This window comes from Cupriavidus sp. 22TCCZM01-5, assembly GCF_057798915.1.
The window spans coordinates 22,967-48,249 of record NZ_JBYOJR010000016.1 but is presented as its reverse complement, the minus strand read 5'-3'; the positions used below and the strand labels follow the sequence as shown (position 1 = coordinate 48,249).

The 25,283-nt window shown below is 59.7% G+C and carries 19 protein-coding genes and 2 pseudogenes; 8 read left to right on the top strand and 13 right to left on the bottom strand.

Going from position 1 to position 25,283, the window contains the following annotated elements; genetic code table 11:
* The first annotated feature begins 189 nt into the window (after positions 1-189).
* Positions 190-1,617: an NAD-dependent succinate-semialdehyde dehydrogenase gene (locus AC3FNH_RS16550; protein ID WP_488720821.1), complete on the top strand. Its 1,428-nt coding sequence runs from the start codon at positions 190-192 to the stop codon at positions 1,615-1,617.
* 128 nt (positions 1,618-1,745) lie between these two features.
* Here the strand turns inward: AC3FNH_RS16550 and AC3FNH_RS16545 are convergent, their stop codons facing one another.
* Complete coding sequence (locus AC3FNH_RS16545; protein ID WP_488720820.1) at positions 1,746-2,903, bottom strand: porin; 1,158 nt, start codon at positions 2,901-2,903, stop codon at positions 1,746-1,748.
* Between the two features lie 428 nt (positions 2,904-3,331).
* Between AC3FNH_RS16545 and AC3FNH_RS16540 the strand changes: the two genes are divergently transcribed.
* Entirely contained in the window at positions 3,332-4,090 is a 759-nt protein-coding gene (locus tag AC3FNH_RS16540; protein WP_488720819.1) for an SDR family NAD(P)-dependent oxidoreductase, read from the top strand.
* Between the two features lie 219 nt (positions 4,091-4,309).
* Here AC3FNH_RS16540 and AC3FNH_RS16535 read toward each other — a convergent pair whose 3' ends face one another.
* A complete protein-coding gene (locus AC3FNH_RS16535; RefSeq protein ID WP_488720818.1) occupies positions 4,310-4,876 on the bottom strand; it encodes an RBBP9/YdeN family alpha/beta hydrolase in 567 nt (188 codons plus the stop codon).
* A gap of 6 nt (positions 4,877-4,882) precedes the next feature.
* Positions 4,883-5,725: a TauD/TfdA dioxygenase family protein gene (locus AC3FNH_RS16530; protein ID WP_488720817.1), complete on the bottom strand. Its 843-nt coding sequence runs from the start codon at positions 5,723-5,725 to the stop codon at positions 4,883-4,885.
* A gap of 345 nt (positions 5,726-6,070) precedes the next feature.
* On the opposite strand from AC3FNH_RS16530, the gene AC3FNH_RS16525 reads away from it, so the two are divergent.
* Positions 6,071-7,177 (top strand): malate/lactate/ureidoglycolate dehydrogenase, encoded by a 1,107-nt coding sequence (locus tag AC3FNH_RS16525; RefSeq protein WP_488720816.1) that lies wholly within the window; start codon positions 6,071-6,073, stop codon positions 7,175-7,177.
* An 11-nt stretch (positions 7,178-7,188) separates the two neighbouring features.
* Here AC3FNH_RS16525 and AC3FNH_RS16520 read toward each other — a convergent pair.
* Positions 7,189-7,314, bottom strand: a pseudogene (locus AC3FNH_RS16520) (IS5/IS1182 family transposase); the annotation flags it as partial.
* A gap of 25 nt (positions 7,315-7,339) precedes the next feature.
* On the opposite strand from AC3FNH_RS16520, the gene AC3FNH_RS16515 reads away from it, so the two are divergent.
* Both AC3FNH_RS16515 and AC3FNH_RS16510 read left to right on the top strand, forming a co-directional pair.
* Complete coding sequence (locus AC3FNH_RS16515) at positions 7,340-8,203, top strand: fumarylacetoacetate hydrolase family protein (protein WP_488720815.1); 864 nt, start codon at positions 7,340-7,342, stop codon at positions 8,201-8,203.
* An 86-nt stretch (positions 8,204-8,289) separates the two neighbouring features.
* A pseudogene (locus AC3FNH_RS16510) lies at positions 8,290-8,624 on the top strand (transposase); the annotation flags it as partial.
* A gap of 127 nt (positions 8,625-8,751) precedes the next feature.
* Here the strand turns inward: AC3FNH_RS16510 and AC3FNH_RS16505 are convergent.
* The 4 genes from AC3FNH_RS16505 to AC3FNH_RS16490 form a co-directional block, all read right to left on the bottom strand.
* Complete coding sequence (locus tag AC3FNH_RS16505) at positions 8,752-10,311, bottom strand: acetolactate synthase large subunit (protein ID WP_488720814.1); 1,560 nt, start codon at positions 10,309-10,311, stop codon at positions 8,752-8,754.
* Positions 10,312-10,439: 128 nt separating this feature from the next.
* Complete coding sequence (locus AC3FNH_RS16500; RefSeq protein ID WP_488720901.1) at positions 10,440-11,414, bottom strand: quinone oxidoreductase family protein; 975 nt, start codon at positions 11,412-11,414, stop codon at positions 10,440-10,442.
* A gap of 35 nt (positions 11,415-11,449) precedes the next feature.
* A complete protein-coding gene (locus AC3FNH_RS16495; protein ID WP_488720813.1) occupies positions 11,450-12,448 on the bottom strand; it encodes a Bug family tripartite tricarboxylate transporter substrate binding protein in 999 nt (332 codons plus the stop codon).
* A gap of 82 nt (positions 12,449-12,530) precedes the next feature.
* Positions 12,531-13,580, bottom strand: a complete 1,050-nt coding sequence (locus AC3FNH_RS16490; RefSeq protein ID WP_488720812.1) for a beta-keto acid cleavage family enzyme — start codon at positions 13,578-13,580, stop codon at positions 12,531-12,533.
* A 617-nt stretch (positions 13,581-14,197) separates the two neighbouring features.
* On the opposite strand from AC3FNH_RS16490, the gene AC3FNH_RS16485 reads away from it, so the two are divergent.
* Complete coding sequence (locus AC3FNH_RS16485) at positions 14,198-15,226, top strand: AraC family transcriptional regulator (RefSeq protein ID WP_488720811.1); 1,029 nt, start codon at positions 14,198-14,200, stop codon at positions 15,224-15,226.
* A gap of 132 nt (positions 15,227-15,358) precedes the next feature.
* Here the strand turns inward: AC3FNH_RS16485 and AC3FNH_RS16480 are convergent, their stop codons facing one another.
* Positions 15,359-16,171, bottom strand: a complete 813-nt coding sequence (locus AC3FNH_RS16480) for an SDR family NAD(P)-dependent oxidoreductase (RefSeq protein ID WP_488720810.1) — start codon at positions 16,169-16,171, stop codon at positions 15,359-15,361.
* A gap of 282 nt (positions 16,172-16,453) precedes the next feature.
* Between AC3FNH_RS16480 and AC3FNH_RS16475 the strand changes: the two genes are divergently transcribed.
* Both AC3FNH_RS16475 and AC3FNH_RS16470 read left to right on the top strand, forming a co-directional pair.
* On the top strand, positions 16,454-17,188 hold the full coding sequence (locus AC3FNH_RS16475) for an SDR family NAD(P)-dependent oxidoreductase (protein ID WP_488720809.1): 735 nt from the start codon (positions 16,454-16,456) through the stop codon (positions 17,186-17,188).
* 86 nt (positions 17,189-17,274) lie between these two features.
* A complete protein-coding gene (locus AC3FNH_RS16470; RefSeq protein WP_488720808.1) occupies positions 17,275-18,231 on the top strand; it encodes a Bug family tripartite tricarboxylate transporter substrate binding protein in 957 nt (318 codons plus the stop codon).
* Positions 18,232-18,662: 431 nt separating this feature from the next.
* On the opposite strand, the gene AC3FNH_RS16465 is transcribed toward AC3FNH_RS16470, so the two are convergent.
* The 4 genes from AC3FNH_RS16465 to AC3FNH_RS16450 form a co-directional block, all read right to left on the bottom strand.
* Positions 18,663-19,118 (bottom strand): nuclear transport factor 2 family protein, encoded by a 456-nt coding sequence (locus AC3FNH_RS16465; RefSeq protein ID WP_488720807.1) that lies wholly within the window; start codon positions 19,116-19,118, stop codon positions 18,663-18,665.
* Between the two features lie 1,087 nt (positions 19,119-20,205).
* Positions 20,206-20,988 (bottom strand): metal ABC transporter permease, encoded by a 783-nt coding sequence (locus tag AC3FNH_RS16460; protein ID WP_488720806.1) that lies wholly within the window; start codon positions 20,986-20,988, stop codon positions 20,206-20,208.
* On the bottom strand, positions 20,985-21,890 hold the full coding sequence (locus AC3FNH_RS16455) for a metal ABC transporter substrate-binding protein (protein WP_488720805.1): 906 nt from the start codon (positions 21,888-21,890) through the stop codon (positions 20,985-20,987). The genes AC3FNH_RS16460 and AC3FNH_RS16455 overlap by 4 nt, the downstream gene beginning before the upstream one ends.
* 9 nt (positions 21,891-21,899) lie before the next feature.
* The gene (locus AC3FNH_RS16450) at positions 21,900-23,330 is read right to left on the bottom strand and encodes a hypothetical protein (RefSeq protein WP_488720804.1); all 1,431 of its coding nucleotides are present in this window, start codon (positions 23,328-23,330) and stop codon (positions 21,900-21,902) included.
* Positions 23,331-25,283: the final 1,953 nt, after the last annotated feature.

Here is a 25,283-nt window from a genome sequence, read left to right as displayed (position 1 = left end):
TAGTTGGCGGGCCGCGTCATCGCTCCATTCTTGAGGCAACCCCTCGATAGATCGCGCCATGAAGCCGCTTATCATCATGCTCGCTAAGGTGAGGCGCGCTACGCCCTCTTCCATCCTCATTTATCAAGACGACAGGCGATTGCTGCGATCATCGGCCCAGCCAATGTCAACCACATTCAGGAGACACTCATGTACCAGGATCTCGCCCTCTACATCGATGGAGAATTCGTCAAGGGAGGTGACCGGCGCGAGCAGGACGTCATCAATCCGGCCACGCAGGAGGTGCTCGGCAAGCTGCCGCACGCCAACAAGGCGGACCTGGACCGCGCGCTGGCTGCTGCGCAGCGCGCCTTCGAAACCTGGAAGAAGACTTCGCCGCTGGAGCGCTCGCAGATCCTGCGCCGCGTGGCAGAACTGACACGCACGCGCGCCAGGGAGATCGGCCGCGACATCACGCGGGACCAGGGCAAGCCGCTGGCCGAAGCCGTGGGCGAAGTGATGATCTGCGCCGAACACGCCGAATGGCATGCAGAGGAATGCCGCCGCATCTACGGCCGCGTGATTCCGCCGCGCAACCCGGCTGTAAGGCAGATCGTGGTGCGCGAGCCGATCGGCGTCTGCGCAGCGTTCACGCCGTGGAACTTCCCGTTCAACCAGGCCATCCGCAAGATCGTGGCCGCGCTCGGCGCCGGCTGCACACTGATCCTGAAGGGCCCGGAAGACTCGCCGAGCGCCGTGGTGGCGCTGGCCCGCCTGTTCCACGATGCAGGCCTGCCTCCGGGTGTGCTGAACATCGTATGGGGCGTGCCGAACGAGATCTCGACCTACCTGATCGAATCGCCGATCGTGCGCAAGATTTCGTTCACGGGCTCGGTGCCGGTGGGCAAGCAGCTTGCCGCGCTCGCCGGCGCGCACATGAAGCGCGTGACGATGGAACTGGGCGGCCATTCGCCCGTGTTGGTGTTTGACGATGCAGACATCGAGCCGGCCGCCGAAATGCTGGCCCGCTTCAAGCTGCGCAACGCGGGACAGGTCTGCGTATCGCCCACGCGCTTCTACGTCCAGGAGAAGGCCTACGACAAGTTCCTGGCGCGCTTCACCGAAGTCATCGGCTCGATCAAGGTCGGCAACGGCCTGGACGACGGCACCCAGATGGGCCCGCTCGCACACGAGCGCCGCATCGCGTCGATGGAGCAGTTCCTGGACGACGCCAGCCATCGCGGCGGCAAGATCGTGGCCGGCGGCTCGCGCATCGGCGACAAGGGTTTCTTCTTCGCGCCGGCCGTCGTCACCGAACTGCCCGACGATGCCAAGCTGATGGTCGACGAGCCGTTCGGCCCAGTGGCGCCGGTCACGCGCTTCAAGGATGCCGAGGAAGTGCTGCGCCGCGCCAACAGCCTGCCTTTTGGGCTCGCGTCGTACGTCTTCACGAACTCGCTGAAGACGGCCAACCTGCTATCGAACGGCCTGGAAGCCGGCATGGTCAACATCAACCATTTCGGCATGGGGCTGGCGGAGACCCCGTTTGGTGGGATCAAAGACTCAGGTATCGGCTGCGAAGGCGGCCAGGAAACCTTCGACGGCTACCTGGTGACGAAGTTTATTACGCAGGTTTGAGCGCGGCGAGTTCGGGTCGCGGGTGTTCCGTTTTGCTGCACAGCCCGAGCTTTCCTGGGAAAGCTCGGGCTGCCAGTTGAGCGCCCCTGATCACGGGCAGAGGCGGCTTATCCCGTTTCCCGCGGACCTCAGAACACGTGACGGATGCCAACTGCTACGCCGACCATCGAGGTCTTTCCGCTTCCAAGCGCGTAGCTATTGCCTGTAAGGCTCGTGGCGTAACCGTTTGCTGCCGAATCCATGCTCAGGCCCGCATTCCTCGAATAGGCCGTGCTCAGATAGACGTCGGTGCGCTTCGAGAACGCATAGTCCGCAATCAGCGCGACCTGCCAAGGGTTGGCAAGATGCGTGTTGCCGCCGAGGTTCTTGACGTTCTGATAGTCATACTCGAGTGTGAAATCGAGAGCAGCCGAAACTCGGTACTGGGCACCGATCCAGTAGAAATCGTCGCGCTGGAGCAGCGCACCGTTCTGACCCCTGTTCTGGCCCCAGCGATACCCGCCCATTACCTTTGCGGTGTCATTGAAGGCATAGCTTGCCATGACCGCCGCCTTCTTGAAGGTGCCGCTACCGACCCCGATGGTCGGGTTCCACTGATCGTAGCCGATGCCCAATCCGATGGGGCCTGCAAGATAGTTCACGCCGGCACCAAAGGCAGAATCGCGGCGCGCTTGTCCCGGTACTTCACCATTGCCGCCGACAGCCGGAACATTCGGGGTAACTTGTGGAAGCGATCCGCCTACGCCGAACGACCAATGCGCCATCGCCGTGACAGGGCCAAAGTTGCCGGTGTACTTGACCGCGTTGTCCTCACGGAAGTTTGCGCCAGCGATCAGGACTACGGGTTCAAACTGCGTGGCATATCGCGCCGGGACGAAGTTGGCAAGTGTCGAGAACAGCGAATGGTACTGCCGACCGAACGTGATCTGACCGTACTTAGAATTCAGACCCACAAAGGCCTGGCGACCGAACATGCGGCCGCCCTGCTGCATGGTGCCGGTATCAAGATTGAAGCCGCTTTCCAGTACGAACACGGATGTCAGCCCGCCACCCAGGTCTTCCGAACCGCGAAGACCCCAACGCGAGCCGGAGTATCCGCCAGAGTCTTCACGAACCACCGACTTGCCTGGCCCGGGATTGAAGCCATTGCTTGCTTGGGGTACTACACCGACGTGATTGACGTACTCGATGTTGGCATCGACAACGCCATACAAAGTTACGCTCGACTGCGCTTGAGCAGCGCCGCAGGCACAAACTGCAGCCAGGGCGACAATTGTTTGCTTCATTACCCGGTCTCCTCCGTGGGTCATCGTTTGGTATTGCCTTTTCGACATCGACTATTCAATGTTTGGCCACGCCGTGATTGCGACGTGAACGTTGGCAACCGTTGACATCGACGTCACCCCGGCAGGGGCGCTTCAATTGTCGGCACGACTGACTTGGCCGGCGTGACCGTGAACGCCATGACTTAGCGAATCACGCCAAAGGCCTCCCCTGTTGTAGGAAGTGGACACCTGCGCTTGTCGCGATTCGTCAAGAAGTGACATCCAGGGTCAGGCAGCGAATCACAGGAACATCGAGAATGCCGGGTGTGGCTGTCTTGCACATGACGAACTAACTATTCTTGCTGGACCGATATGGCCAGCGCCGGCAGCGGCTGGCATGGCTCCAAGCCATACAGCGGACGCCTTTACATTTACAAACAGGAGAAACCATGAACCTTGACCTGAAAGGCAGACGCGCAATCGTTACCGGCGGCAGTCGGGGGATTGGCAAGGCGATTGCGCGTCAGCTCGCACTGGAGGGCGTTGATGTGGTGCTGGCAGCGCGCGGAATGCAAGCGCTGGAGGTCGCGGCTGCCGAGCTGAACGAACTGACCGGCCGACGTATCGTGCCACTTACCGTAGATACATCCAGCAAGGCATCTGTGGATGCCATGGTGGCGCAGGCGATTGAATCGCTTGGAGGTATCGATATCCTCATCAACGCTGCCGCGTTGCCCGGTGGGCTATCTGCCGCGACCCAGTTGGAAGAAATCGTCGACGCCGAGGCGCTGGAGGACATCAATATCAAGGTACTCGGCTATCTCCGCACCGCGCGCGCACTGGCCCCGCACCTGATCGCAAACGGATGGGGGCGAATCGTCAACATCGGGGGCCTGGCAATATACCGCACCGGTCGTCCTGTTGCGACGCTGCGCAATGTTGGGGTGGCCGCGATTACCAAGAATCTGGCCGATGAACTCGGCCCCAAGGGCATCAATGTCACGGCGGTCCATCCAGGGCCGACTCGCACGGAAAATACCGACGCTGCATTCCAGGCCTGGGCCGCCACCACCAACACGCTGGGGCGCATCGTCGAAGCCAGGGAGGTTGCTGCCGTAGTGGCGTTTCTTGCCTCGCCGGTAAGCGTTGCAATCAATGGTGAAGCGATTTCCGTCGCAGGCGGCAGCCCCGGCACTATTCGATACTGAACGGCCGAACGCTTTCTGCGTTGTCCCGGCGCGCTCCAGATCTCGACCGAGGAGTTTCCTCTCGACAAAAAAAGTTCCACAGGCACAGCCTGTGGAACCGAATGCCCCAATTACCGTGGAAAGTGCCAAATCGCAAGAGGCCGGCTTTCGGAGCGGAGATCTCCGTCCCAACGTTCCGCAACAGGGAAGCGTGTCGCGAAATACGTCATTGATCGTTGCCTAGAGTTCCTGAACCAACGCTTCTGCCAGCGCCCAGGTACCGTACCCATCGGCGGGAGAAATATGGCCAACCTCTCCGCCATCGATGAACCGGCTTCCCCAAGCGTCTGCAAGCTCCCGGATGCGTTCGAACTTCCCGACCGGATCATTGCGGCTTCCGACGAGAATGCTTGGGAACGGCAGACGCGTGCGCGGCACCGGCGTCCATCCGTTCGTTGCCAGCGTCTGCGGATCGGAGTATCCGGCGGGCAGCGGGGTATCGAAATCCGGAGGCGCGGCAAGCAGAGCGCCCTGGATTTCGCGCTTCGTCTGCTGCGCCCAGTGAACCGTTATCAGAACGCCAGCGCTGTGAGCAACGATCACGATCGGACCTTCAATACTCTGTATGACGCGATCGAGATTCGCCACCCTGGCGCTTCGCAGCATCTTGCCCTCGGCGATCTGGGGCACGATATGTACGGTCCTGCCCTGCTGCAAACGCTCTGCCAGCAGAGTCTGCCAGTGATCTGGCATGTGGTCTCGAAGTCCGGGAACAATTACGACTGTCGGTAGATTCGTGGAAGCCATGGCGTATTAGAAGGGACGATCGCCCATGATGGTTGCGCGCTCCATGTGGCGCGGCGCCGGCCAGTAGTCGCTCACGGCATAGTGTTGCGTGGCCACGTTGTCCCAGATCGCGACACTGTTCGGCCGCCAGCGGAAGCGCACCTGGTACTCGGGAATCGCCGCCTGGCTAAGCAGGTAGTTCAGCAGCAGACTGGCGCCCGGCGTCTTGTCCTGCCCGAAGCGCACGTTCCCAGGCGTGTGGTAGTTGATGAAATGGGTCGAGAACGGTGTCACGTAAAGGACCTTCTCTCCGGTCTCGGGGTGCGTGCGGACTACCGGGTGGTCCACCAGGGGGTTTTTTCTCACCAGTTCCTCGCGCTCTTCCGGCGACATGATCGCGCCGAACGAGTGTTCGATGCCATGCTTGGCACGCAGGTGCGCGATCTTCTGCTTGATCTCTTCGGGGAGGTTCTTGTACGCCTCCACCATGTTCACCCAGATGGTGTCGCCCCCCACATCCGGACAGGAAATGCAGCGCAGCACCGCACCCTTGGGCGGATTCGGGCGCCACGAAGCGTCGCTGTGATAGGTGTTCTCGAAGTGGTCCCGCTTCTCGCTCTTGACGATCTCGATGAGACCCGGATAGCCGGGGACCGTGTTAGCAACTGGGTGGTCTTCCAGTTCGCCGAAGCGCTTGGCGAACGCAACGTGGTCGGCGCGCGAGATGTCCTGGTCGCGGAAGAAAAGCACGCGGTGCTTGATTAGCAGCGCCTTGATTTCTGCGAAAAGCGAATCGTCACGCGCGACGTCCGCGAGACTCACACCCGTCAGCTCGGCGCCAATCGAGCAGGTGAGTTGGTTGATGTGCATGTTGAAGTTTTCCTTCGGCGTATGAGATAGGCGGACAGGATCAAGTTGGGGATGCGAACAGCGTCCGGGCCCGTCATCCGGCAACGGATGGCTTGATTCAATTGTCGGCACCCACGTCCATAACGCGCGTGACCCATCGCGCCAGAACTTGGCCAGTCGTGCCACCTTTGCAGTACGTCATTCCAACATGCACTCGCACCGGCCTATCATCAGAGCCTCCGAGCCGTCAATCGTCGGCCGCATTGCGGCGCAGCGAATTATGTCCAGGCGCCTGCCCCCCCAAAGCTAGTAATGGGAGGCACTTTGGCAGCGGCGAATATCAGTCCTCATCGACCATCCAACACCATGAGTGAACCCCAAATTCCAACCGCTGCTCTTCATCAGTGGGTACTTGATCTCTGGCTAGCCGCCGGCAGCAACGAACGTGAAGCCCGCCTGACCGCCGACCATCTGGTAGGGGCAAACCTGGCTGGCCACGACTCGCACGGCGTGGGTATGATCCCCAAGTACGTGATGTCCTGGCTTGGCGATCAACTGCAACTGAATCAGCGGGTCAGCGTAGTCCATGACTCGGGAAGCATGCTGAGCCTGGACGGAAACCGCGGCATGGGCCAGGCAGTCACCGAGCAGGCTATGCGACTGGGCATCGAGCGCGCAAAGTATCACGGCGTTTGCGTGCTCGGACTGCGCCGCTCGCACCATCTGGGGCGGGTCGGACACTGGGCCGAGCAAGCGGCAGCGGCCGGCATGATCTCCATTCACTTCGTGAACGTCCTGTCCAAGCAGATCGTGGCACCGCACGGGGGCTTCGAGGCCCGCTACGGCACCAACCCTTTCACGATCGCCGTTCCCGTGCCCGGTGCGGCTCCCATAGTGCTCGACTTCGCCACCAGTGCGATTGCACTCGGGAAGGTGCGCGTTGCCAATAACAAGGGGGAGCCGGTGCCGCCTGGCTGCCTGGTCGACTCAAATGGCCAGCCGACCCGCGACCCGGGCGTCATGTTCCCGCCACCCGGCGACCCTCGCGGCGCGTTGCTTTCTTTCGGCGCACATAAAGGCTATGTGCTGGCGGTGATGTGCGAGTTGCTCGGCGCGGCTGTCACTGGTGGTCATACTATTCGGCCCGAAACGCTTACACATGAGCACTCGGTCTGGAACAACATGCTCACCATCGTTTTCGATCCAGACCGTCTAGGGAGCAGCACGACCTTTGGTCACGAGGTTCAGTCCTTCGTCAACTGGCTGCGCTCGTCCGCGCTGCAGGAAGGACACGAAGCAATCCAGTTGCCGGGCGAGCCGGAACGTGCCTCGCGACGCAACCGTGCGGAATGGGTACCGCTGGACAGCACAACGCTGAGCCAGCTCGATGAAGCCGCCGAACTCGTTCGGCGCAAGTGTGGCAAGTCGCCGGGACCGCTCTCCGCATTTGATCCCGGGGCCGCAAGACGTTGAGGCTCCGCCCCTGGGAAATCACGCATCGCCCTGATCTTGCCGCGCTTGACGGCCACCTGCCACTTCACGGCCTTGCCTTGCGTCTCCTTGCGCTTGTCCACGTCTGTGTAGCCAGCGTCGCCAAACGCGTGCTCCTCTTAACTTCTTTTGAAGGAGACGCAATTGAGATTTGTTGCATTTAACCGAAAAGACGGCCGTGAGGCACTTGGCGCTCGTATCGACGAGAACGTATTGGTAGACCTGACTGCCGATGGTTTGCCGGATTGCCTTGATGCCGTGCTGCGCGAAGGCGAGAGAGCATTGGAGCTGGCACGCCAGTCCGCTTCGCGAGCACGACACTTGGTCCGGCTGGATGAGGTTTGTGTTCTACCGCCGGTCCGAGCTCCCGGCAAGGCTTTGGCTATAGGCCTTAACTATGTTGACCATGCGAAAGAGAGCAACTTCGCCCCGCCCCAGTATCCGGTCATCTTTCAGCGTTACCCATCATCGTGGGTTGCGCACGATCAGCCGCTGATACGGCCACACGCCTCTACCCAGTTTGATTATGAGGCGGAGCTTGTGGCCGTCATTGGCAAACGCGGTCGTTACATCTCCACGGAGGATGCTCTTGAACATATCGCTGGCTACTCGATTTTCAACGATGGTTCCATCCGCGATTACCAGTTCCGCACGAATCAGTGGACACTTGGGAAGAACTTCGATGCCAGCGGCTCTTTCGGTCCGGAGTTCGTCACAGCCGATGAGCTTCCCCCAGGTGCTAAAGGCCTGCGTTTGATCTGTCGACTTAACGGCGAAGTCCTGCAGGATGCCAATACTAACGACATGATCTTTGATGTGGCGACGCTTGTTGCCGCGTGCTCGGAAGCAATGGAACTGCATCCAGGGGACATCATTATCACCGGCACTCCGTCCGGCGTTGGCTTAGCTAGAACCCCTCAAATATGGATGAAGCCCGGAGATATCTGCGAAATCGAAATTGAGAAGATCGGTGTTCTGCGCAACGCAGTAGTCGATGAAAAGGCCTAAGGAAACGCTGATTAAATCAGTGCGGAAGTCATCGCGGCATTGAGCAAGTGCGTTGTCATGGACATCCCATGATTCATGGTCCGGCGATGAAGCGACAGATCAGTTTTGCGGAAGCAGAAAGCCACGGCAAGAAGCGGGTGACGCGCCGCCAACGCTTCCTGACGAGATGGAAAACGTTGTGCCGTGGTCGCGGCTGATAGCGGCAGTCGAGCCGTACTATCCCAAGGGAAAATGCGGGCAGCCGCCGATCGGACTGGAGCGGATGCTGCGCATTTATTTCCTCCAGCAGTGGTATGGGCTGTCGGACGAGGCGCTGGAAGACGCGCTGTACGACAGCATGGCAATGCGCGCGTTTGCCGGGATCGACGTGGCCGTCGAAGGGGTGCCGGACGCGACGACGCTGCTCAGGTTTCGCCGCATGAATTCCGCCCCTTCCCTAGCATCACGAGATGCACGGGCCGATTTCGTGCATCGTTGATTGCCGCCCTCATTGATCAGCGCTTCTCTAGCGGGCTTCGCAGCTTGATTGCAGATGGGTTCGCGCGGCCTTATTGAACCTTTGCCTCAATCAGGAACGGACCGTCCGATGCGACCGCATGCCGGATGAGCCGGACCAGTTCTTCGACACTCGTAGCCACCGCGGCCTCCACGCCCAAGCTCTCCGCAAGCTTCGCGTAGCTGATTTCAGGACTGACCATCGAGAGCAGATGCTCGGCGCTCGGACCCCAGTCCTTGGCGCCGACATTGGCCATCTCGCCCTTCAGGATCTTGTAGCCGCCGTTGGCAAACACGATGGTCAGGACGTTGAGCTTCTCCCGAGCTTGCGTCCAGAGTCCCTGGATCGTGTACATGGCGCTTCCATCGCCCTCCAGGTTGATCACCTTGCGATGACCGCCAGCAATGGCCGCGCCGACTGCCATTGGGATCCCGGAGCCAATCGCGCCGCCGGTAAGCTGCAGATAGTCATGCGGCGCACTGCCACGCGAGACTGGGAAAAACGATCTACCGGCGGTAATCGATTCATCCACCACGATGGCATGCTCAGGCATCAGCGCGGCGACCGCTTGCAGGACAGCGTCGGGTGTCAGTGCGCCGCTGGGTAACGCCGGAGCCGCCGCTTCTCCGATTACAGGCTGCACTTGCAGTGCGCCGACACTGGCCGCCAATTCCTCCAGCGTAGCTTCCAGGTCGTCGGTCTCGGAGGTCAGCTCAATCAGATTGGTTTCCGGCGGCAGCAGCCAGTCTGGCTTGCCAGGATATCCAAACAGGGCGGCTGGGATTTTCGCACCGACAATGATGACATGCTTGGCCTCGCGGAAGGTGGCCAGGCCCTGATCGACAGGTGCTGGCGTCCTCGAGATTTCCACGCGTCCGGCGCCCCGTTCGATGCGGCCATTGGCATACTGGGCAAGCAGCGAAGCGCCAGTTGCAGCGGCGATACGGCTCGCATTCTCCAGCGGAGCGGCGCGAAGGGCGCGCCCCGACAGCAGTAAGATGGTGCGTTCGCCGCTTCGGAGAGCCCGTACTGCGTCTGCGAACTTCTGTGTCGAGGGCATGGTGGCCGGCGCGGGTGCGAAATCGACGGCTGGACCGACCCGGGTGTCGGTCCAGGCCGTGTCCGCGGGCAAGACAAGCGTCGAGATGCGTCCGGGCCGGGAGTTGGCATGCCGGATCGCCGCTGCGGCGTCCTCGGCAATATTGTCAGCGGACGTGGTCGTCCTGACCCAGTCGGAAACTGTCTGTGCTGTCCCCTCGATGTCACCGGTCAGGATCGAGTCTGTCACCTTATGGCCCTGTCGATGCTCGCCGACGATGTTGACCATGGGGCTCTGTGCCTTCCTCGCGTTATGCAGATTCGCGAGGCCGTTTCCGAGGCCAGGAGCAAGATGAAGCAGGGTTGCGGCAGGTTTATCCGCGATTCGCGCATACCCGTCCGCAGCCCCGGTCACCACCCCTTCGAAAAGACCCAGGACACAGCGCATGCCATCAACCCGGTCAAGGGCCGCGACAAAGTGCATCTCCGAGGTCCCCGGATTGGCAAAACAGACATCTATATCGCCGTTCAGCAGGGTACGGACCAAGACCTCAGCGCCATTGCTGCGTTCCATTTACAACTCCGATAGCAATTGGAAATTGATTGCTGTCTGAAGAAAGAAAAGCCTGACGAGCATCAGCACATCCGCCTGCTGGCCGCGCGGCGGGAGCTGATGTCGTTAGTTTTCTTTAAGACAGGCAGTTAGTCGGCAATCAGCACCATCTTGCCCATGTGCTGGCTCTTCGCAATATACGCGTAGGCGTCGGCGATCTCGTCCATCTGGAATGTGCGGTCGATCGGCAGACGCAGCTTGCCTTCACTGAAGAACGGCAGCAGATCCCGTGCGCATGCCATGATGCACTCGATGCGTTCCTGCTCGGTGCGCGTACGGAACGTGACGCCGATCAGCTTCAGGCGATTCTGCCAAAGCAGCTTGATGTCGAGCCGACCATACTGCTCCCCGCTCAATCGCGCAATATTGACCAGACGACCCTTCACGGCAAGACTCTTGACGTGGTCTTCAAAGACCGAGCCACCGATGGTATCAATGATGATGTCGACACCGCGATTGTCGGTCGCGGCCATGATGGCGTCGACTTGCGAGTCCTTGGACGCGTTGATACCTACGTCCACTCCGAAACCGACCAGGCGTTCCAGCTTTTCCGCCGATCGTGACGAGGCCATGATTGGCTTGGCGCCCATTGCCGACGCAATCATTATCGCGGCCATGCCAACGCCGCCCGAGGCGCCGTTGATGAACACCGATTCGCCGGCCTTTAGTTCGCCGTTGGTGACCAGCGCGTCATGGGCGGTGATAAAGACATTGGGGAACGCCGCCGCATCGACCCACGACACATCACGAGGAATCGGCATCAGCGCCAGGTCTGCCGCGACAACGTACTGCGCGTGGCAACCGCGACCATGACCCATGACGCGGTCGCCCTCGCGCCAGACAGTCACCTGATCGCCGACACGCACGACCTCGCCCGCAAACTCGACGCCAGCGGTCATCGGATTGCCGGACCGATGCTCGCGCATGTAGTTGACCTCGCCATAGTTGAGGCCCGATGCACGGACCCGAACCAGCACCTCGTTGGGACCGGGATTCGGAACGGGGATGTCTTGCACCTCGGCCCGGCCACCTTCGGCGCCTGGGATGATTCGTACTGCTTTCATTTGTACTCCAATCTGTATGGTTTGACGTGGCCGATTCACTCTGGCGTGAAGTTGATCGACCGCAACACCTTGCCGTGGCGCTCATAGGCCTCGCGGATGTCCTTATTCAGTTCCTCGGTGGTGAGCGGCAGACCTGGCTCCAGGCCCAACTCTGCGAGCTTCCCCTTCACCTCAGGTGCACTGAGGAATTGCAGCGTGGCATTCCTGACTTTGTCCTGAATATCCTGCGGCACGGCCGGTCTTGCCCAGAGCCCGAACCAACTGACTTCGCTCAGGGCTGGAAAGCCGAGTTCCTTGAACGTGGGCACATTCGGAAGTGCCGCCATCCGAACCGGATACGTGGTAGCAAACGCTCTAATCTTGCCGGACTTGATGAAGGGAATCGACGTCGAAGGCCCGTCCACCATGAGTTCAACATGCCCGCCCATGACATCCTGAAGCGCGGGCGGAGAACCCTTATAGCCCACAAAATTCATATCAAGCCCCGCCAACTGGGCGAACTGGACACCAGCGGTGTGCAGACGAACGCCGAAGCCAGGCGACGCACAGCTCAGCCTTTTCGGATTGGCCTTCACGTAGGCAATCAGTTCAGTCAGACTCTTGGCCGGAAGATTCGGATTGCCCACAAGCAGCAGGCCCTGCCGACTCACCTGGACGACCGGCTTCAGGTCCTTGAACGGGTCATAGGACACCTTCATCGCCTGTGGGACCTCGGTCACGATGCCACGCTGGATCAGCATGAACGTATAGCCATCTGCCGGCGATGAAATGAGGTCGTGAGCGGCGATCGCTCCGCTGGCACCTGGCTTGTAGTCGACGATCACCGTTTGATGCAGTGTGCGCGAGAGGCTTTCCGTGAGCAGGCGCGTCAGGATATCCGCCGCGCCTCCCGGAGGGGCGCCGAGCACGATCCGAATTACCTTGCCGCCGGGCCATTCATTGGCAGCATTCGCAGGTGCTGAAAGGCACATCGTGGCGCCGACGACTGCGAGCAGCGCCAGTCCAGCTTTGGCGAGAAATCCATTGTGGCTCAAGTGGACCTCCTTGTTTGTTCTGTCGCCGTGTTGGGAGTTCGGCACCACACGGTACTCGTGCGCGGTGCCGGCTGGTGTCAGTTCAGGCGTGGAGCGTGAAGCCGCGCTCGCCCGGCTTGCGAGAAGGTGGAAAGCCGTTCTTCGCAAGTGTCTCCTCGGTCGTCTCGTATTGCACGCCGAGCTTGTAGATCTCTCGCGCTTCGTCGCCGTTGGCGACTTCGCGGTAGAGTTCCCGCGCGATGCGCACGAGCTTTTCGACCTGCTGTACGGACGTCACGCGTTCGTGCTTGCGGCCCCACAGCGTGTCTTCGTTGCCGCAACGCACGTGCAGGCCCAGCGCGATGGCCATCGTAGTGATCGGCAGGTTGTTGCGGTCCAGTGTGTACACACTCGCGATCGCGCCATCGGGCAGTCGGTTGATGAACTCCATCATGTTGCGCGGGTTCGGGCCATCAAAGCCGCCGCCCAGTGCATTCCAGCAAAGGTTCACCGGACCCTTGTACACCCCGCGACGAATCATCCGCTCCAGCGTCTCGAACTGCCCCACGTCTCCGGTCATGAACATCGGCTGGATGCCGGCGTTCACCAGGCGCTTGATATGCTCTTCCACCCACGACGGATTGGCCGGAACGTGCATGTTTCGATACGCCTCGTACAACACCGGATCCGCCCGCGACGTACCCGCCAACAGGTCCGGCGTCTTCATTTCCATGACGTTCATCTGGTTCGTGTTGATCGCCACCGTCACCTGGTCCGGAACCGGGCTCAGCTCGGCCAGCATGTGGCGCGTATCGTCGTTCAGCCACTTCGCCACTTCACCCTCGCTCTCGGGAGCGAAGGAAATGGAGCCACCGACCTGGATGATCATCTTGGGCACTGCCTCGCGCAGGCGCCCGATCATTTCATTGAACATCGACAAACGCTTCGATCCCTTGCCATCGGCTTCGCGCACGTGAAGGTGCAGCACAGTAGCCCCGGCGTTGTAGCAGTCCACCGCCGTCTGAACCTGCTCGTCCAGGGTCACTGGGATGTCCTCGGAATCGCCCGGCAGGTATTGCGGACCATAGGGAGCAACTTGGATCACCAGCTTTTGTTGAGTCTCAGGATGCAGGGAGTCATCTAGAAAATGCATGTCTCATTCCTCAATGAGTGACGGGGTTAGGCAGCCAGCAAGTACCTGGCGTGTTGGATCATTGGAAAGATTCCTCATCTGATCCGTGGTGTTTGAGTTCACATGGCGCCGGGCTTCAGGCAATCGACACCTGGCGCCGTACCACGAGAGGTGTCCCAGAACGCCTCACTGTTCGGCTATCCGCGGAAACCGTCCGGGCCGGTAGAGAGACGGGAAATTCAAGGCCATCTCTCTCGGGCCTGACGGTTAGAGATTGTCTGCAGTTCCATCAGATGTCACATGACGGGCAGCGTCACAACTTGGCCAATCGCGTCAGGCTCGTCGCACCGTGGGCGGGATATCGATGTTTCCCGGGAGACGTGTGGTTAAGTCGGGTCGGACGTTATCTACCAAGCACAATCCAAAGCAGATAATGTGAACGACGATTTGCCCCGAGCTAGGTGTTTACTCGAACTCCTATATAGGAGTCTTGACACCGGAGTCCCATGTGAATAACTTCCCGTGAATTGCACGGCGCCGTAGATCTGCATGGCGTAGCCGCATTACTTCGCTTCGCGGTGAACACACCCCAAAGCGACGATCGATCCCATCGCGAAGTGATTCGCACCAACGAACCTATGAGCACCCTGATTCGTAGTGCCCTTCTAGTGAAGTTCTTCGAGATTGCCCGCACCTTGGGGGCCGACCCTGAGCGCATGATTCGTCATGCAGGAGCCGATTGGTCGAGCGATTCTTCGCCCGATCTACATGTTCCGGAATCATGGTTAGCAACAGCGCTTGAGTCCACCGAAAAGAAGTCAGGCTGCCCTTCCGTGGGCCTGCTTATGTCCGAGGCATGGCGGCTGTCCGATTTCGGACCTATCAGCCTGTTGTTGCAGCATCAGCCTACGCTTCGTCACGCGCTGGGACAGTTGGAGACGTATCGCCATCTGCTGAGCGAGTCTGTGGCCGTGCACGTCGAGGAGCTCGACGATGTCGCTATCGTCCATCTGAAACTGATCACCGAGCGGCCGAACCCTGGAAGGCAGCCTGTCGAACTTTTTGTTGGCAACTTCCTGTGCCTGATGAAATCCATTCTTGGCGGGAAGGGGAAGCCGCGGAGCATACATTTTTCGCATCCGGCGCCAGCGTCTCTGCATATTCACCATCGCGTGTTTGGCGCGAGAGTCGACTTCGGATGCGACTTTGACGGCATCATCGTCGACAGGCAAGACCTGGACCGCCCCAATCCCCTTGGCGACGTGAACCTCTCACGCTACGCCAAAGAGCTTCTTGACCAATATTCGCGAGGCAGGCAAGTTTCAACGGCATCCAATGTGCGTCGTGCGCTCCACCTGCTTTTGCCACTGGGGCGGACTGGCATCGACCAGATTGGGCAGAAGCTCGGAATGAGTCCGCGTACGTTGCAGCGACGGCTTGATCTGGAAGGGGAGGGATTCTCGTCGCTAGTCAATGACGTCCGGTCCGATCTGGCCAGACGCTATCTTGGGGACCATCGATATCCAGTCGCCCAAGTCGCGACGCTACTTGGATTCTCCGAGGCCAGTACTTTCTCTCGCTGGTTCACAGTGCAGTTTGGCGAATCCCCAAGACGCTGGCGAGGAGACTCGCTCCAACAAGTACCGCTTTCCATAGTCGGCGCTTGACCTTCTGCCAAATCGGACGCTCGACGGCCGTCTGCGCCCCTGCCGAGATCGGATACTGATCGATTCAGTGGCAATTTGTGGCCCGAATATTTCCCCCCGGAAATCTCGGGCCGCAGGTGAGCAGCATGAACCTCAGCCGGTCCTCTTCTCCTCGAGCTTCTGACGCAAAACCGCGCGCAGATCCTCGCCATAGCCAGTCAGCGTGCCGCTGTCGACGGCAAGTAACTGTCCCGTGATCATGTCAGCGCGATCACTCGCGAGGAACGACACCGCTTCGCCAATTTCCTCGGGTTCACAGTACCTGCCGAGGGGCTTCGTACGCTTGATCAGCGCTTCACGCTTCTCAGGTGATGCATATGCCTGGATGGCGGGCGTCATGATGCCGCCGGGGCAAACCGCGTTCACGTTGATGCGTTTGTCAGCCAGTTCCCACGCGAGATGCTGGGTGAGCCCCGACACGGCGTGCTTTGACGCGGTGTATTCCACGCTGCTGAAGAATGCCATGCGCAGGCCGGCGATCGACCCGATGTTGACGATCTTTCCCTTGCCACGCTCGCTCATTGTGGGAACGACCGCCTGGCAGCAAAAGAGAATACCTTTGACGTTCACGTCCATCACGCGGTCCCAAGCTTCCACTGGGACGTCCACCACTCGCGCGATCCCACCACCGACGCCGGCGTTGTTCACGAGAATGTCGATGGTGCCGAACGCTTCCAGCGTTTGTGCGGCCATCGATTCCGTGTCTTCCTTGCTGGTTACGTCGGCCTGGATGGCAATCGCCCGCTTGCCCTCCGGATCAATGGCAGATGCGACGCGTTGCGCGGCCTCAAGGTTCAGGTCGACCACAGCGACCTTTGCGCCTTCACGGGCCAGCACCCGCGCAATGCCTTCACCCCCTCCCTGACCGCCACCGGTAACGATCGCCACCTTGTCCTTCAACTCCATGTCCCTCTCCTCCTTGCAGTGAAAAGCTGAGCCTAGGTTGATTGTCGGGGCGATTCCTAGCAAGCGCGTAACGGTTAGCGCCACAAATTGGCGAATCGCGCCAAGCCCGAGTTTGACGTTGCGAGCCAAGTCATGGCGTGATTGGCTACGCGAGCAAGACCGGCTTTCGTCGAAAATCCGCCAAACAGCACGACGCCGCGGCGGGATTCACGCGTTACGGCAACATCATCGGCCCGCAGACTGCGGCGCACACCTCAAAGCGGCACCGCGAGGAGACAGAGAATGAACCACACGAATTCCAACCTGCTCGAGGGCAAGGTAGCAGTGATTACGGGGGCCAGCCGCGGAATCGGCCGCGCCATAGCGCTTGCGTATGCCAGCGCCGGCGCGGCTGTGGTGTGCAGCGCCCGAGGCGATGCTGAAATCGCCGAAACAGCGCGGCTGATTACGGAGGCGGGTGGCCGAGCAATCGCACATACCGTAGACGTGGAAAAATATGCAACGGTCTCAGCGCTCTTTCAGCGCGCCGTTGAAGCGTTTGGCGGCGTTGATATTGTGTTCGCCAACGCGGGGGTCTCGCTCGAACGGCGCAAGATTGCCGAGTGCGATCCAGAACTCTGGCGCAAGACCATCGATATCAATCTGACCGGCGCCTTCCATACCGCGCACGCGGCCATTCCCCACCTGCGTCAGCGTGGCGGCGGCAAGATCATCATGATGGGCTCCGGGCAACGCAAACTGCCGAATCCAAATGGCATTTCCGCCTACTCTTGCTCCAAGAGCGGCCTGTGGATGCTCATCCAGTCCCTGGCAATGGAGTTGCGGGAAGACAATATCAGCGTCAACGAACTGATTCCGGGACCGGTCAAGACGGAGATGACCCGGAACTCCGTCATCCCCCCCGGCGAGTGGTTCAAGGAAGTTGACGACGTTATTCCTCTCGCATTGTTCCTGGCAGGCATGCCCGATACAGGCCCCAGCGCCCAGAGCTTCAGCCTCATGCGTCGCGCTGCGTGATGTCGCGGCGAATGAAAGCCACACCTAGTACCTACCACGTTACGAATCCCACGGAGTTGCAAATGGATCGTCGCAGAAGTATCCCCATGCTACGCAAAGCAGCAGTTGCTGCGGTAATGTCCCTGGTCGTGCCCGCGGCCATGGCGGCATGGCCGGACAGGCCTGTGAAGGTGCTGGTACCGACCCCGGCAGGCGGGGCATTTGACCTGGTGGCGCGGATTTTGGCCCAACAGTTGGCGACGGATCTGGGCCAGCCCTTTGTAGTAGAGAACAAGCCAGGCGGCGCAGGCAACATCGCAGTGAAAGCCCTGCTGGCGGCACCGCCCGACGGGCAGACGATCCTAATCAATACAACCAATGTGATCACGGAGATTCCGCATGTAATGCAGGTCTCCTTCGACCCGCTGAAGGATTTGAAGCCTGTGGCCGCATTGGCAAAATCTGTCACCGTGCTGATCGGTTCGCCAAATCTCCCGGCCCGTGATTTTCCTAGCCTGGTGCAATACATCAAGGCTCATCCTGGCACCATGAGCTACGCGTCCTACAGCGCCGGCACGATTTCGCACTATGCTGGGGAAATCATGAATCAGAAAGCCGGACTCGATTTGCAGCATGTGCCATTTGCCGGGTCGCCACAGGCCCTGCCGCAGGTGGTCGGCGGCCAGATTCCGCTGATGTATAACGGTATCGTCAATTCCCTGCCGATGATTCGGTCCGACAAGGTTCGCGCCTATGCGGTGGCCTCCAAGCAGAGGTCCGCCCAACTTCCGCAGGTTCCGACCTTCGCCGAGCTAGGTTATCCGGATATGAACTTTGGCAACTGGGGGGGCGTCTTTGTGTCAGCCAAGATGTCCGGCGAGTTGATGCAAAGGATCCACGATGTAGTCTACAAGGCTGCCTCGGAGCCAAAAGTGCAAGCCAAGATCCGCGAACTCGGCTTCGATACCATGCCATCACAGACCGTCCAAGAACTTAGCGAGGCAATTCGAACGGAGTATTACCGTAATGCCGACATCGTGAAGACTTACCATATTCATCAATAAGCAGCAGGGAGCCGGGCCTCAGGGATAGCCGATTGTTTCAACTGCGCCCTTGCCGCGTGTTCAGGACGAGCAAGGGTTTATGGGTAAGAGCGGTAGACCGATGGCCGTAATGCGTTGAGATCGGCCATTGTCTAGTGCAAAGCGGAACGCCCGCTATGGGTCGGCTACAGCCCGTCGCCACGGAGTTCTCCGAGAGCCTGGGCAATCGGTCTCTTCCCGGCCATGAAGCGTCGTAGGCCCGCGCGATCACTCGGTCGTTCGACCGTCGGCTCCAGCCAAGCCAACGGACTTTCGCTGGTCGGCGATGCTAGTCGCTTCATCGGCTAAAGCGCCGTCCGTGACCCCACCGCAACGCCTGAGCCCGAACTCCACCGAGTTGTCCTTGAAGTTTCCGGCCAGACGAGTGAGCCGCCCGAGTACGTTACCGAACCTTATTTGCTCTCTGCTCGCGTCACTTGCCACGCGACAACCTTCCAGTGTCCTTTCTGGTTGACCCAAACTACTGTTCTGCGGAGGTCGATCGGATCGAACGGTTTGCCGCTAAGCGACCCCTTGAAAGTGAGCAGAAGGTGAACGACCGCCGTATCGCCATACACATGTATTGTTTTCTCTCGGACGTCAATTGACTCGTATTTTAGAGAGCCAGACTTGAGATCCGCGATGTCCTGATCCTTCGTGAACAGCTTGCCGTTGCCGTGGACGATTGTGGCGTCGTCAGCGTAATACTTTTGGTAGAAGTTGGTGTCGCCTTTCAGGTTTGCCTGAATCATCTCATCTGAGAGCGCGGAGATTTGCTGCTCGACATTTCCTCCTTGGGCGAACGCGAGCGGTGCAGCCAGCAGCCAGGCAGAGAACAGCGCCGACGCAACGAGATTGAGTTGTCTCATAAATACGCTCCTATGGAGTGCTATACGTAAAAAAACGCAACAACTTCCTGAGTTACTCCGTCCGTGGTCACGTAGGTGGCTCATTGCGGCAACGGAGCCGCTTTACTTCGCTTGCAGATCCTGCACCCGCTTGTACGCGTTGATCGTCCATGCGCGCCTGCAGAACGGTTATTGCTTTCGCACTTGCGACCAGGTCAATCAAAGATGCTGTCATGAAGCGGCGTATGTACGCTCTCGCACAAAACACTACATCTTGTTGAACAATGTTTATAGGCGATAGCCCGATTTTCCGCTGCGCAAGAGAGAAGGAAGTCAGTTCCGTGTGGAACTGGATTTGCCTGATGTTTTGCGATGCCTGGACTGGCCCGGCCCTGAATCCGGCAGGGAGCGTCGATGGTGACAAGAAAGCGCAGGAGCTGCATGCAAAGCGGGACCGCTTTGGCCGAGCAGTTGCCGATCGACCCAAGCGCACGAATGACCGTTGTACCCCTTAGGAGTGGCCATCGAGGTCGGGCCGGGTCGATGGACAGCAACGGGTCGGTCAGAGACGGCTCCAGATTCGCGGCCGGGATCCGGCTGAGCTGGGTGTCAATACTCCCGGCGAGGTGATCTCACGACTAAACGGCTCACTACCGTGACACGTCGTGTGATAACAAGTGGGCTGCCCGGGCAGTCTTGCCGTCACCTCAAGTCTTGCGCGTTAATAGTCGTTTACTGAGGGCTGGGCCGTTCGCGGTTCCCGAGCTTTTTGGGTATTCAGTCTTACCACGGCATTGTTCCCAGTGATGTAGCCGCGATGACGACTGGCGGGCGGCTCATGAACGTCCGCGCAAGACACTAAACTTCGATACACCGGCTGAACGATTCCAACAAGCTGCTGCACTGACCGGTTGAATCCGCAGTCGGCAGCCGCCGATGACGGCCGTCGACCCTCACGACTGTCACTTGCAGGTTGATCGGATTCACACCTGTACGAATACGGCGCCCAGGCCATATTGCTTGATCAAGACGATAAGGTGAGACAGCGTCACGCCTCTTATACCTAAACGCGATTTCGCGTTGTTGACGGCTGTCGAGCTCCCAAGCGCTATCGCGAATTAGCGCCTGCTTTGGTAGCACCGTCCGCCGGTCCCGCTGCATACGCCAGAATCGCCAAGAGGGCAAGGCACCAGACGATGAGCGCGCCCGATGGAAGGTCGAACATCATCGAGATCAGCAAGCCAACGGCATAACCCGCAATACCAATCAGATAGGCGCACCACAGGCGCGACGTGCTGCGGTAGTTTCTGACACCGAGACTTGGAACGATCAGGCTCGCAAACACGAGATACACCCCCACTAGCTGCACCGAGATAGTGACCGCCACCGCGAAGATCAGGTAAAAGCCTAGGCGGCCGAGCCTTTCCTTGAACAAGAAATTGAGTGCAGTAATGAATGCCGTGCCGAGGGCGGGGACCCAAAGCTGGTCATAGCGTACCCACAGAATCTGCCCGGCGAGAAGATCTCGTAAATGCTCGCCACCATGCGGATTGTGTGCGAGAAGCAGCAATCCCCCGGTGGCGGCCAATACGAACAGCACGCCGATTTGCGCCTCTTGCACGGCAGGCCAGCGCTTCTCGGTCCAGGTCAGCAGAAAGGCTCCCAACACTGCGGCGGTGCCGGCTGCGACTTGTACCTGCCATCCGTGATCGATATCCACCATGCCGGCGAGTATCACGCCGAGTGCGGCGATTTGAGCAATCGCGAGATCGATGAACACGATACCGCGCTTCAAGACTTGCGCGCCGAGGGGAACGTGGGTGATGAGAACGAGCAGTCCCGCCAGAAAGGCGGGCGCCACGATGCTCAGGTCAATGGCATCCAGATTCATTTGGCTCCCTCGAGCAGGCGTTGTAGCGTGACGTCGAACAAGCCGAATAAATCTTTGGCCTTGTCGTCACCGCCGACGGTAAAGGGCAAAACCACTGTCGGAATATGCGCATGGTCGGACAGCCATTCGGACGCACGGCCATCCTGGTATGCGGCGCGCATTACAATTTTTGCGGGGTCGCGCTGCAGTTGATTGACCAGTTCGGACAGGTGCGCTGCACTCGGTTCGACACCGGGTTTCGGTTCCAGCGTGCCGACTGCGCGCATACCGAGCCAGTTCAACAGATATTCCATGTTCTTGTGATGCTCGACTACCGCGACACCTTTTAACGGCGCGGCTTGCTGCTCCCATTTTCTGATCGCGCCGTTCCAGCGTGTGCTGAAGTCCTTGTAGCGCGACTGGTAGTACGCCGCATTCGCGGAGTCGATCTGCGCAAGGCGCAGCGTCAGGACTTCAGCGATGCGTGCGATGTTGCGCGGATCTTGCTGGATATGCGGGTTGCCAGCGGCGTGCACATCGCCCTCGCTGCGATCGAGTCGTGTTGGGATTTCCAACTTCGGCACCAGCGAGCCAACCTCGAGATAGCCCGGTTGGCCAGGCGCGATTTTGCCGTTGCCGGATTGCTGCAGCAGGATAGGTAGCCAGCCGACTTCCAACTCAAGGCCGGTGCAAACGAGCAGGTCGGCATTGCGCGTCCTTGCGATCAGGCTGGGCCGTGCTTCGATCCGATGCGGGTCTTGCAGCGCGGTCGTGGCACTCGATGCCTTTACCTTGTCGCCACCGATCTCGGATGCCAAGGAGGCCCATTCCGGTTCACACGCCAACACGTTGACAGTGGCATGCGCGGGTAAAACCAACAACATGACGAGTGACGCCGCGAGGCTCAGTAGTGTCTTTTTCATTCTCTGCTCCTAGAAAGTGTGGGCGCCGTGCACACCCAAACTCATGATGTATTGAAGGAATATCTGGTAGTCGGTCGCGTCGGGACGCGACTTGTCGCGCGCGTATTGCAGGCGGAAACGGCTGAACTCGGACGGCGAATAATCCAGCATGACAGTGGCACGCGAGGGGTTGTACGAAGACAGCAGCGGGAAGTCACTGGAACTCAGCGTGCCGCTGTTGACGAGGCCGATGGATGGCGAACCCGAATACAGCTTGTCGTAGCGCAGGCCGACGCGCCACGTTGGCCGGAATTGATAAACGCCTTGCAGATACCAGCCTGATTGCGCACTTGAGTAGTTATTCGTGGCCGGGCCCGTTGCCGCCGCCAGCGTGTCGTGAGTCAGCGTCCCGTTTTCCCTGCGGTGGAAGTACTCGCCTTGCAGTTTGAAATTCGTCTGCGTGGAATTGCCGTTTGGTGCCCACTTGTAGACGCCATCGACCATCCAGAGATCTCCGTGGCCGTTGAAGGAGTTGGTGACTGGGGTGCCGGCGCTATTCACGTCGTCGTAGGTTCGGTTGGCTGCCCCGGTGTGCACGTAGGACAGGCCGGCGCGCCAACTTGCGCTTTCGCCAATGTCATCACCGACATGGCCGAACACGGCGACTGCGCCTGCACCGTTCTTGTTCTGCGCACTACCGGGGAACGCGCCACCATTGCCGACTTCCGTTCCCAGTTCGATGAAGCGTTCGGTCGGTGCCAGCCAGCGCAATTGCACGCCGTCGGTCTTGTATTGGCCTCCGAGAAATGCCTGGTAGACGAGTGGTGCATCGACGAAATCCCACGCATGCGCGTGGATGCTGTTGAGATAACCGACACCGGAAAGCATGCGGCCGCCTCGCAGATTGAGCCCATCCGACAAGCTCTTGGTCTGGAAGTAGGCCTCCTCGACGTCCACGCTGTTGTCGCCGGCGATTGAAAAGGTCAATACGCCGGCAAAGTGCGGATCGACGTTCGCGCTGAGCGTCAATTCAGATTCGCCGAGGCTGAAGCTGCGGCTGCCAGGGCCGATATCCTTGCCGGCGGGGATGAAGCCTTGCAAGCGGAATTTGTTCGGGTCTTGCGAAAGATTGGCGTAGGTGCCGCCGAGAATGGCCGAAATGGCGGGATTGAAGGCATTGGTATTACTCGCAGGCGTGTTCGGTGCGCCCTCGGCCGGTGATGCTCCCCCGGCTGCAACGACTGGGACTGGCGAAGGGGAAGCAGCGGGGGAGGCGGCACCGGGAGCGGGCACCTGTGCCGCTTGCGTTTCCGCTGCCTGCAATCGTTTTTCCAAAGCTTGAATGCGCGCTTCGTAATCCTGTTTCATTTGGCGAATTTCCTCGCGCATTTGCGCAAGGTCCTGGTCGTCGGCTGCATGCGCAATGCCGAACGAACCATAGGCGGCAGCGAGCGCTGCCACCAGAGCACTAGTCCTGAACATCGTGATCCTCCGAGCGAAAGGAGAAAGGTCGCTCGGACAGCGTTATACGAGCGGCGACAAAAGAATTCAGAGGAGTGGAGAAGGTGGGGCACGCGAATCGAAACAGCGGATCGACTCGGATAGGAAAATGATAAACGGAGCCTGGCCCGCCACCCGCGTTTCAATGGCGATGGTGAATATCGCCAGCGGCACAGCGGGAAGGGCAGAAACGAGTGTCGAAAAGGCCAGACACTGTGCACAGTGCAGATCGCCAGGTAGCTGCTGATCATGCGACGTGTCGGATGCTGTCAAAGTGATCGGTGCCAATTCCGACACACAATGCGCAACAACGTGCACTGATCCCAGGTACTGGGACAGGACTAGCAGCATTGCCAGCAGAATTGCGAAGGTGCGTTGACGAAGCATCACGACCGGCGATTACGTCGGAATCTCGGACCAAGCCGCCAATATGTTGCAACTGAATTGCATATTGAAAGAAAATTCATTGACTGGCGTCAATGTTTAAATTGTAGCTGATCAGTCTGGCAGTAGTTCCCACAGGGCCGCCGGCCGGTGCGCAGCACGCCGCCCGCAAGCTGCGCTTGGGGGTTCCCTCCGCCCTCCGCGCTCCGGCGGAGCCGGTTACTTCAATCGTTGAGCGTCCGCTTCGGAGCAAGATGACAGGCCGTTGTGGGTCGGCAGCCGCCGATGACCGCCGTCGGCCCTCAAACGGTGCGCCGACGGCAGAGGTCGGCCAGTTTGAGTCAGCAACGACTGTGCCCCATGTCTTCGTCGCCAATATTGGGGAAATCTGCTGCTGCAAAGCCGAGCAAGGAAATTGCACACCACCAGTGGTTCTCGCAACTGGAACTGTGGGAGGTTGCAATGAGCCCCACGACGCGTCAGATCATTGCAAGCTTCTGGCTGGCACGCGAGCGCTAAGGTGCGTATCTTCTCTGGCGGTTACATCGGGCGAGCAGACAGCAGGTGGTACGACAGTTGCTTGGTCAGGTGCCATAACGGGGGCTAAGCTCCAATCGGGGGCAACTTGGTCAAGGGGAAGCAAATGAAGCCTGCTGCTCAGCGGCTGAATTTCTGGAGCACGCCCGTTGGGGTGCGATCCCCCTTGAGCCACTCATAGGTGCCTGCATCCACGTCTGACAACTCTGCTGCCCATGCGAATGAGCACAGTCCGAGGAGCTCCAATCCCATCAGCAAGCGTATCCCGGCCATTGCCTATCCTTTCGCCCGAGTCATAGCATCACAAACGAGGAACGCCTCAGCCTATCAATAGATATGGAAGTTAGGGGTGGCAACTGTGTGCCAGCCCGCACCGGCATGTTTCGCTCATAAAACCGCGGCGGCAGCGTCTTCAGACGCGAGCGACCATTCTGGTGGCGGTACGACGTCGACGCCTGTCATGACACTCATAGCAACATCCCGGACGATGTCCCTCAATCGGCTGACCGGTCGAGAAGGGTCGGGTAGCGCCGACCGGCGCCCTCCCCCCGGCCGCCTCAAGTCGGCCACTACCCACCTCTCGCATACGTCGCCGATCGGACGCGGCGGCAGCCTGTTCCTTGAGGCCGGTGTGAACGCCATCAGCAACGACGCTTCGAACCACCCCAACGTCGGTCTGAAGAGAACCTCGTGCTCAGCGTCGGCGGCATCGTGGGCGCGGCGTCTGACGCTTCTAATCATTTCTGACGGGCCTAGCGCTGCGCCTGGCCCGGCAGAAAGCTGCCTTCGCGCCGCTATTTGTGAAACTCGCCGTTGGCGGGGAACGTCGCGTACCGAAGGCCCGGGTCCGGAAGGGAAATCAGGGTCTCCCGCCCGCCAAATCAACAGTCGCGCCAGTATCCTTGACGACCTTGTTCCAGCGTACGTACTCGCCATGAATCAGCTCGCGATATTGGCTTGGCGTACCACCGGTAGCCTCGACGCCCTGTGCAT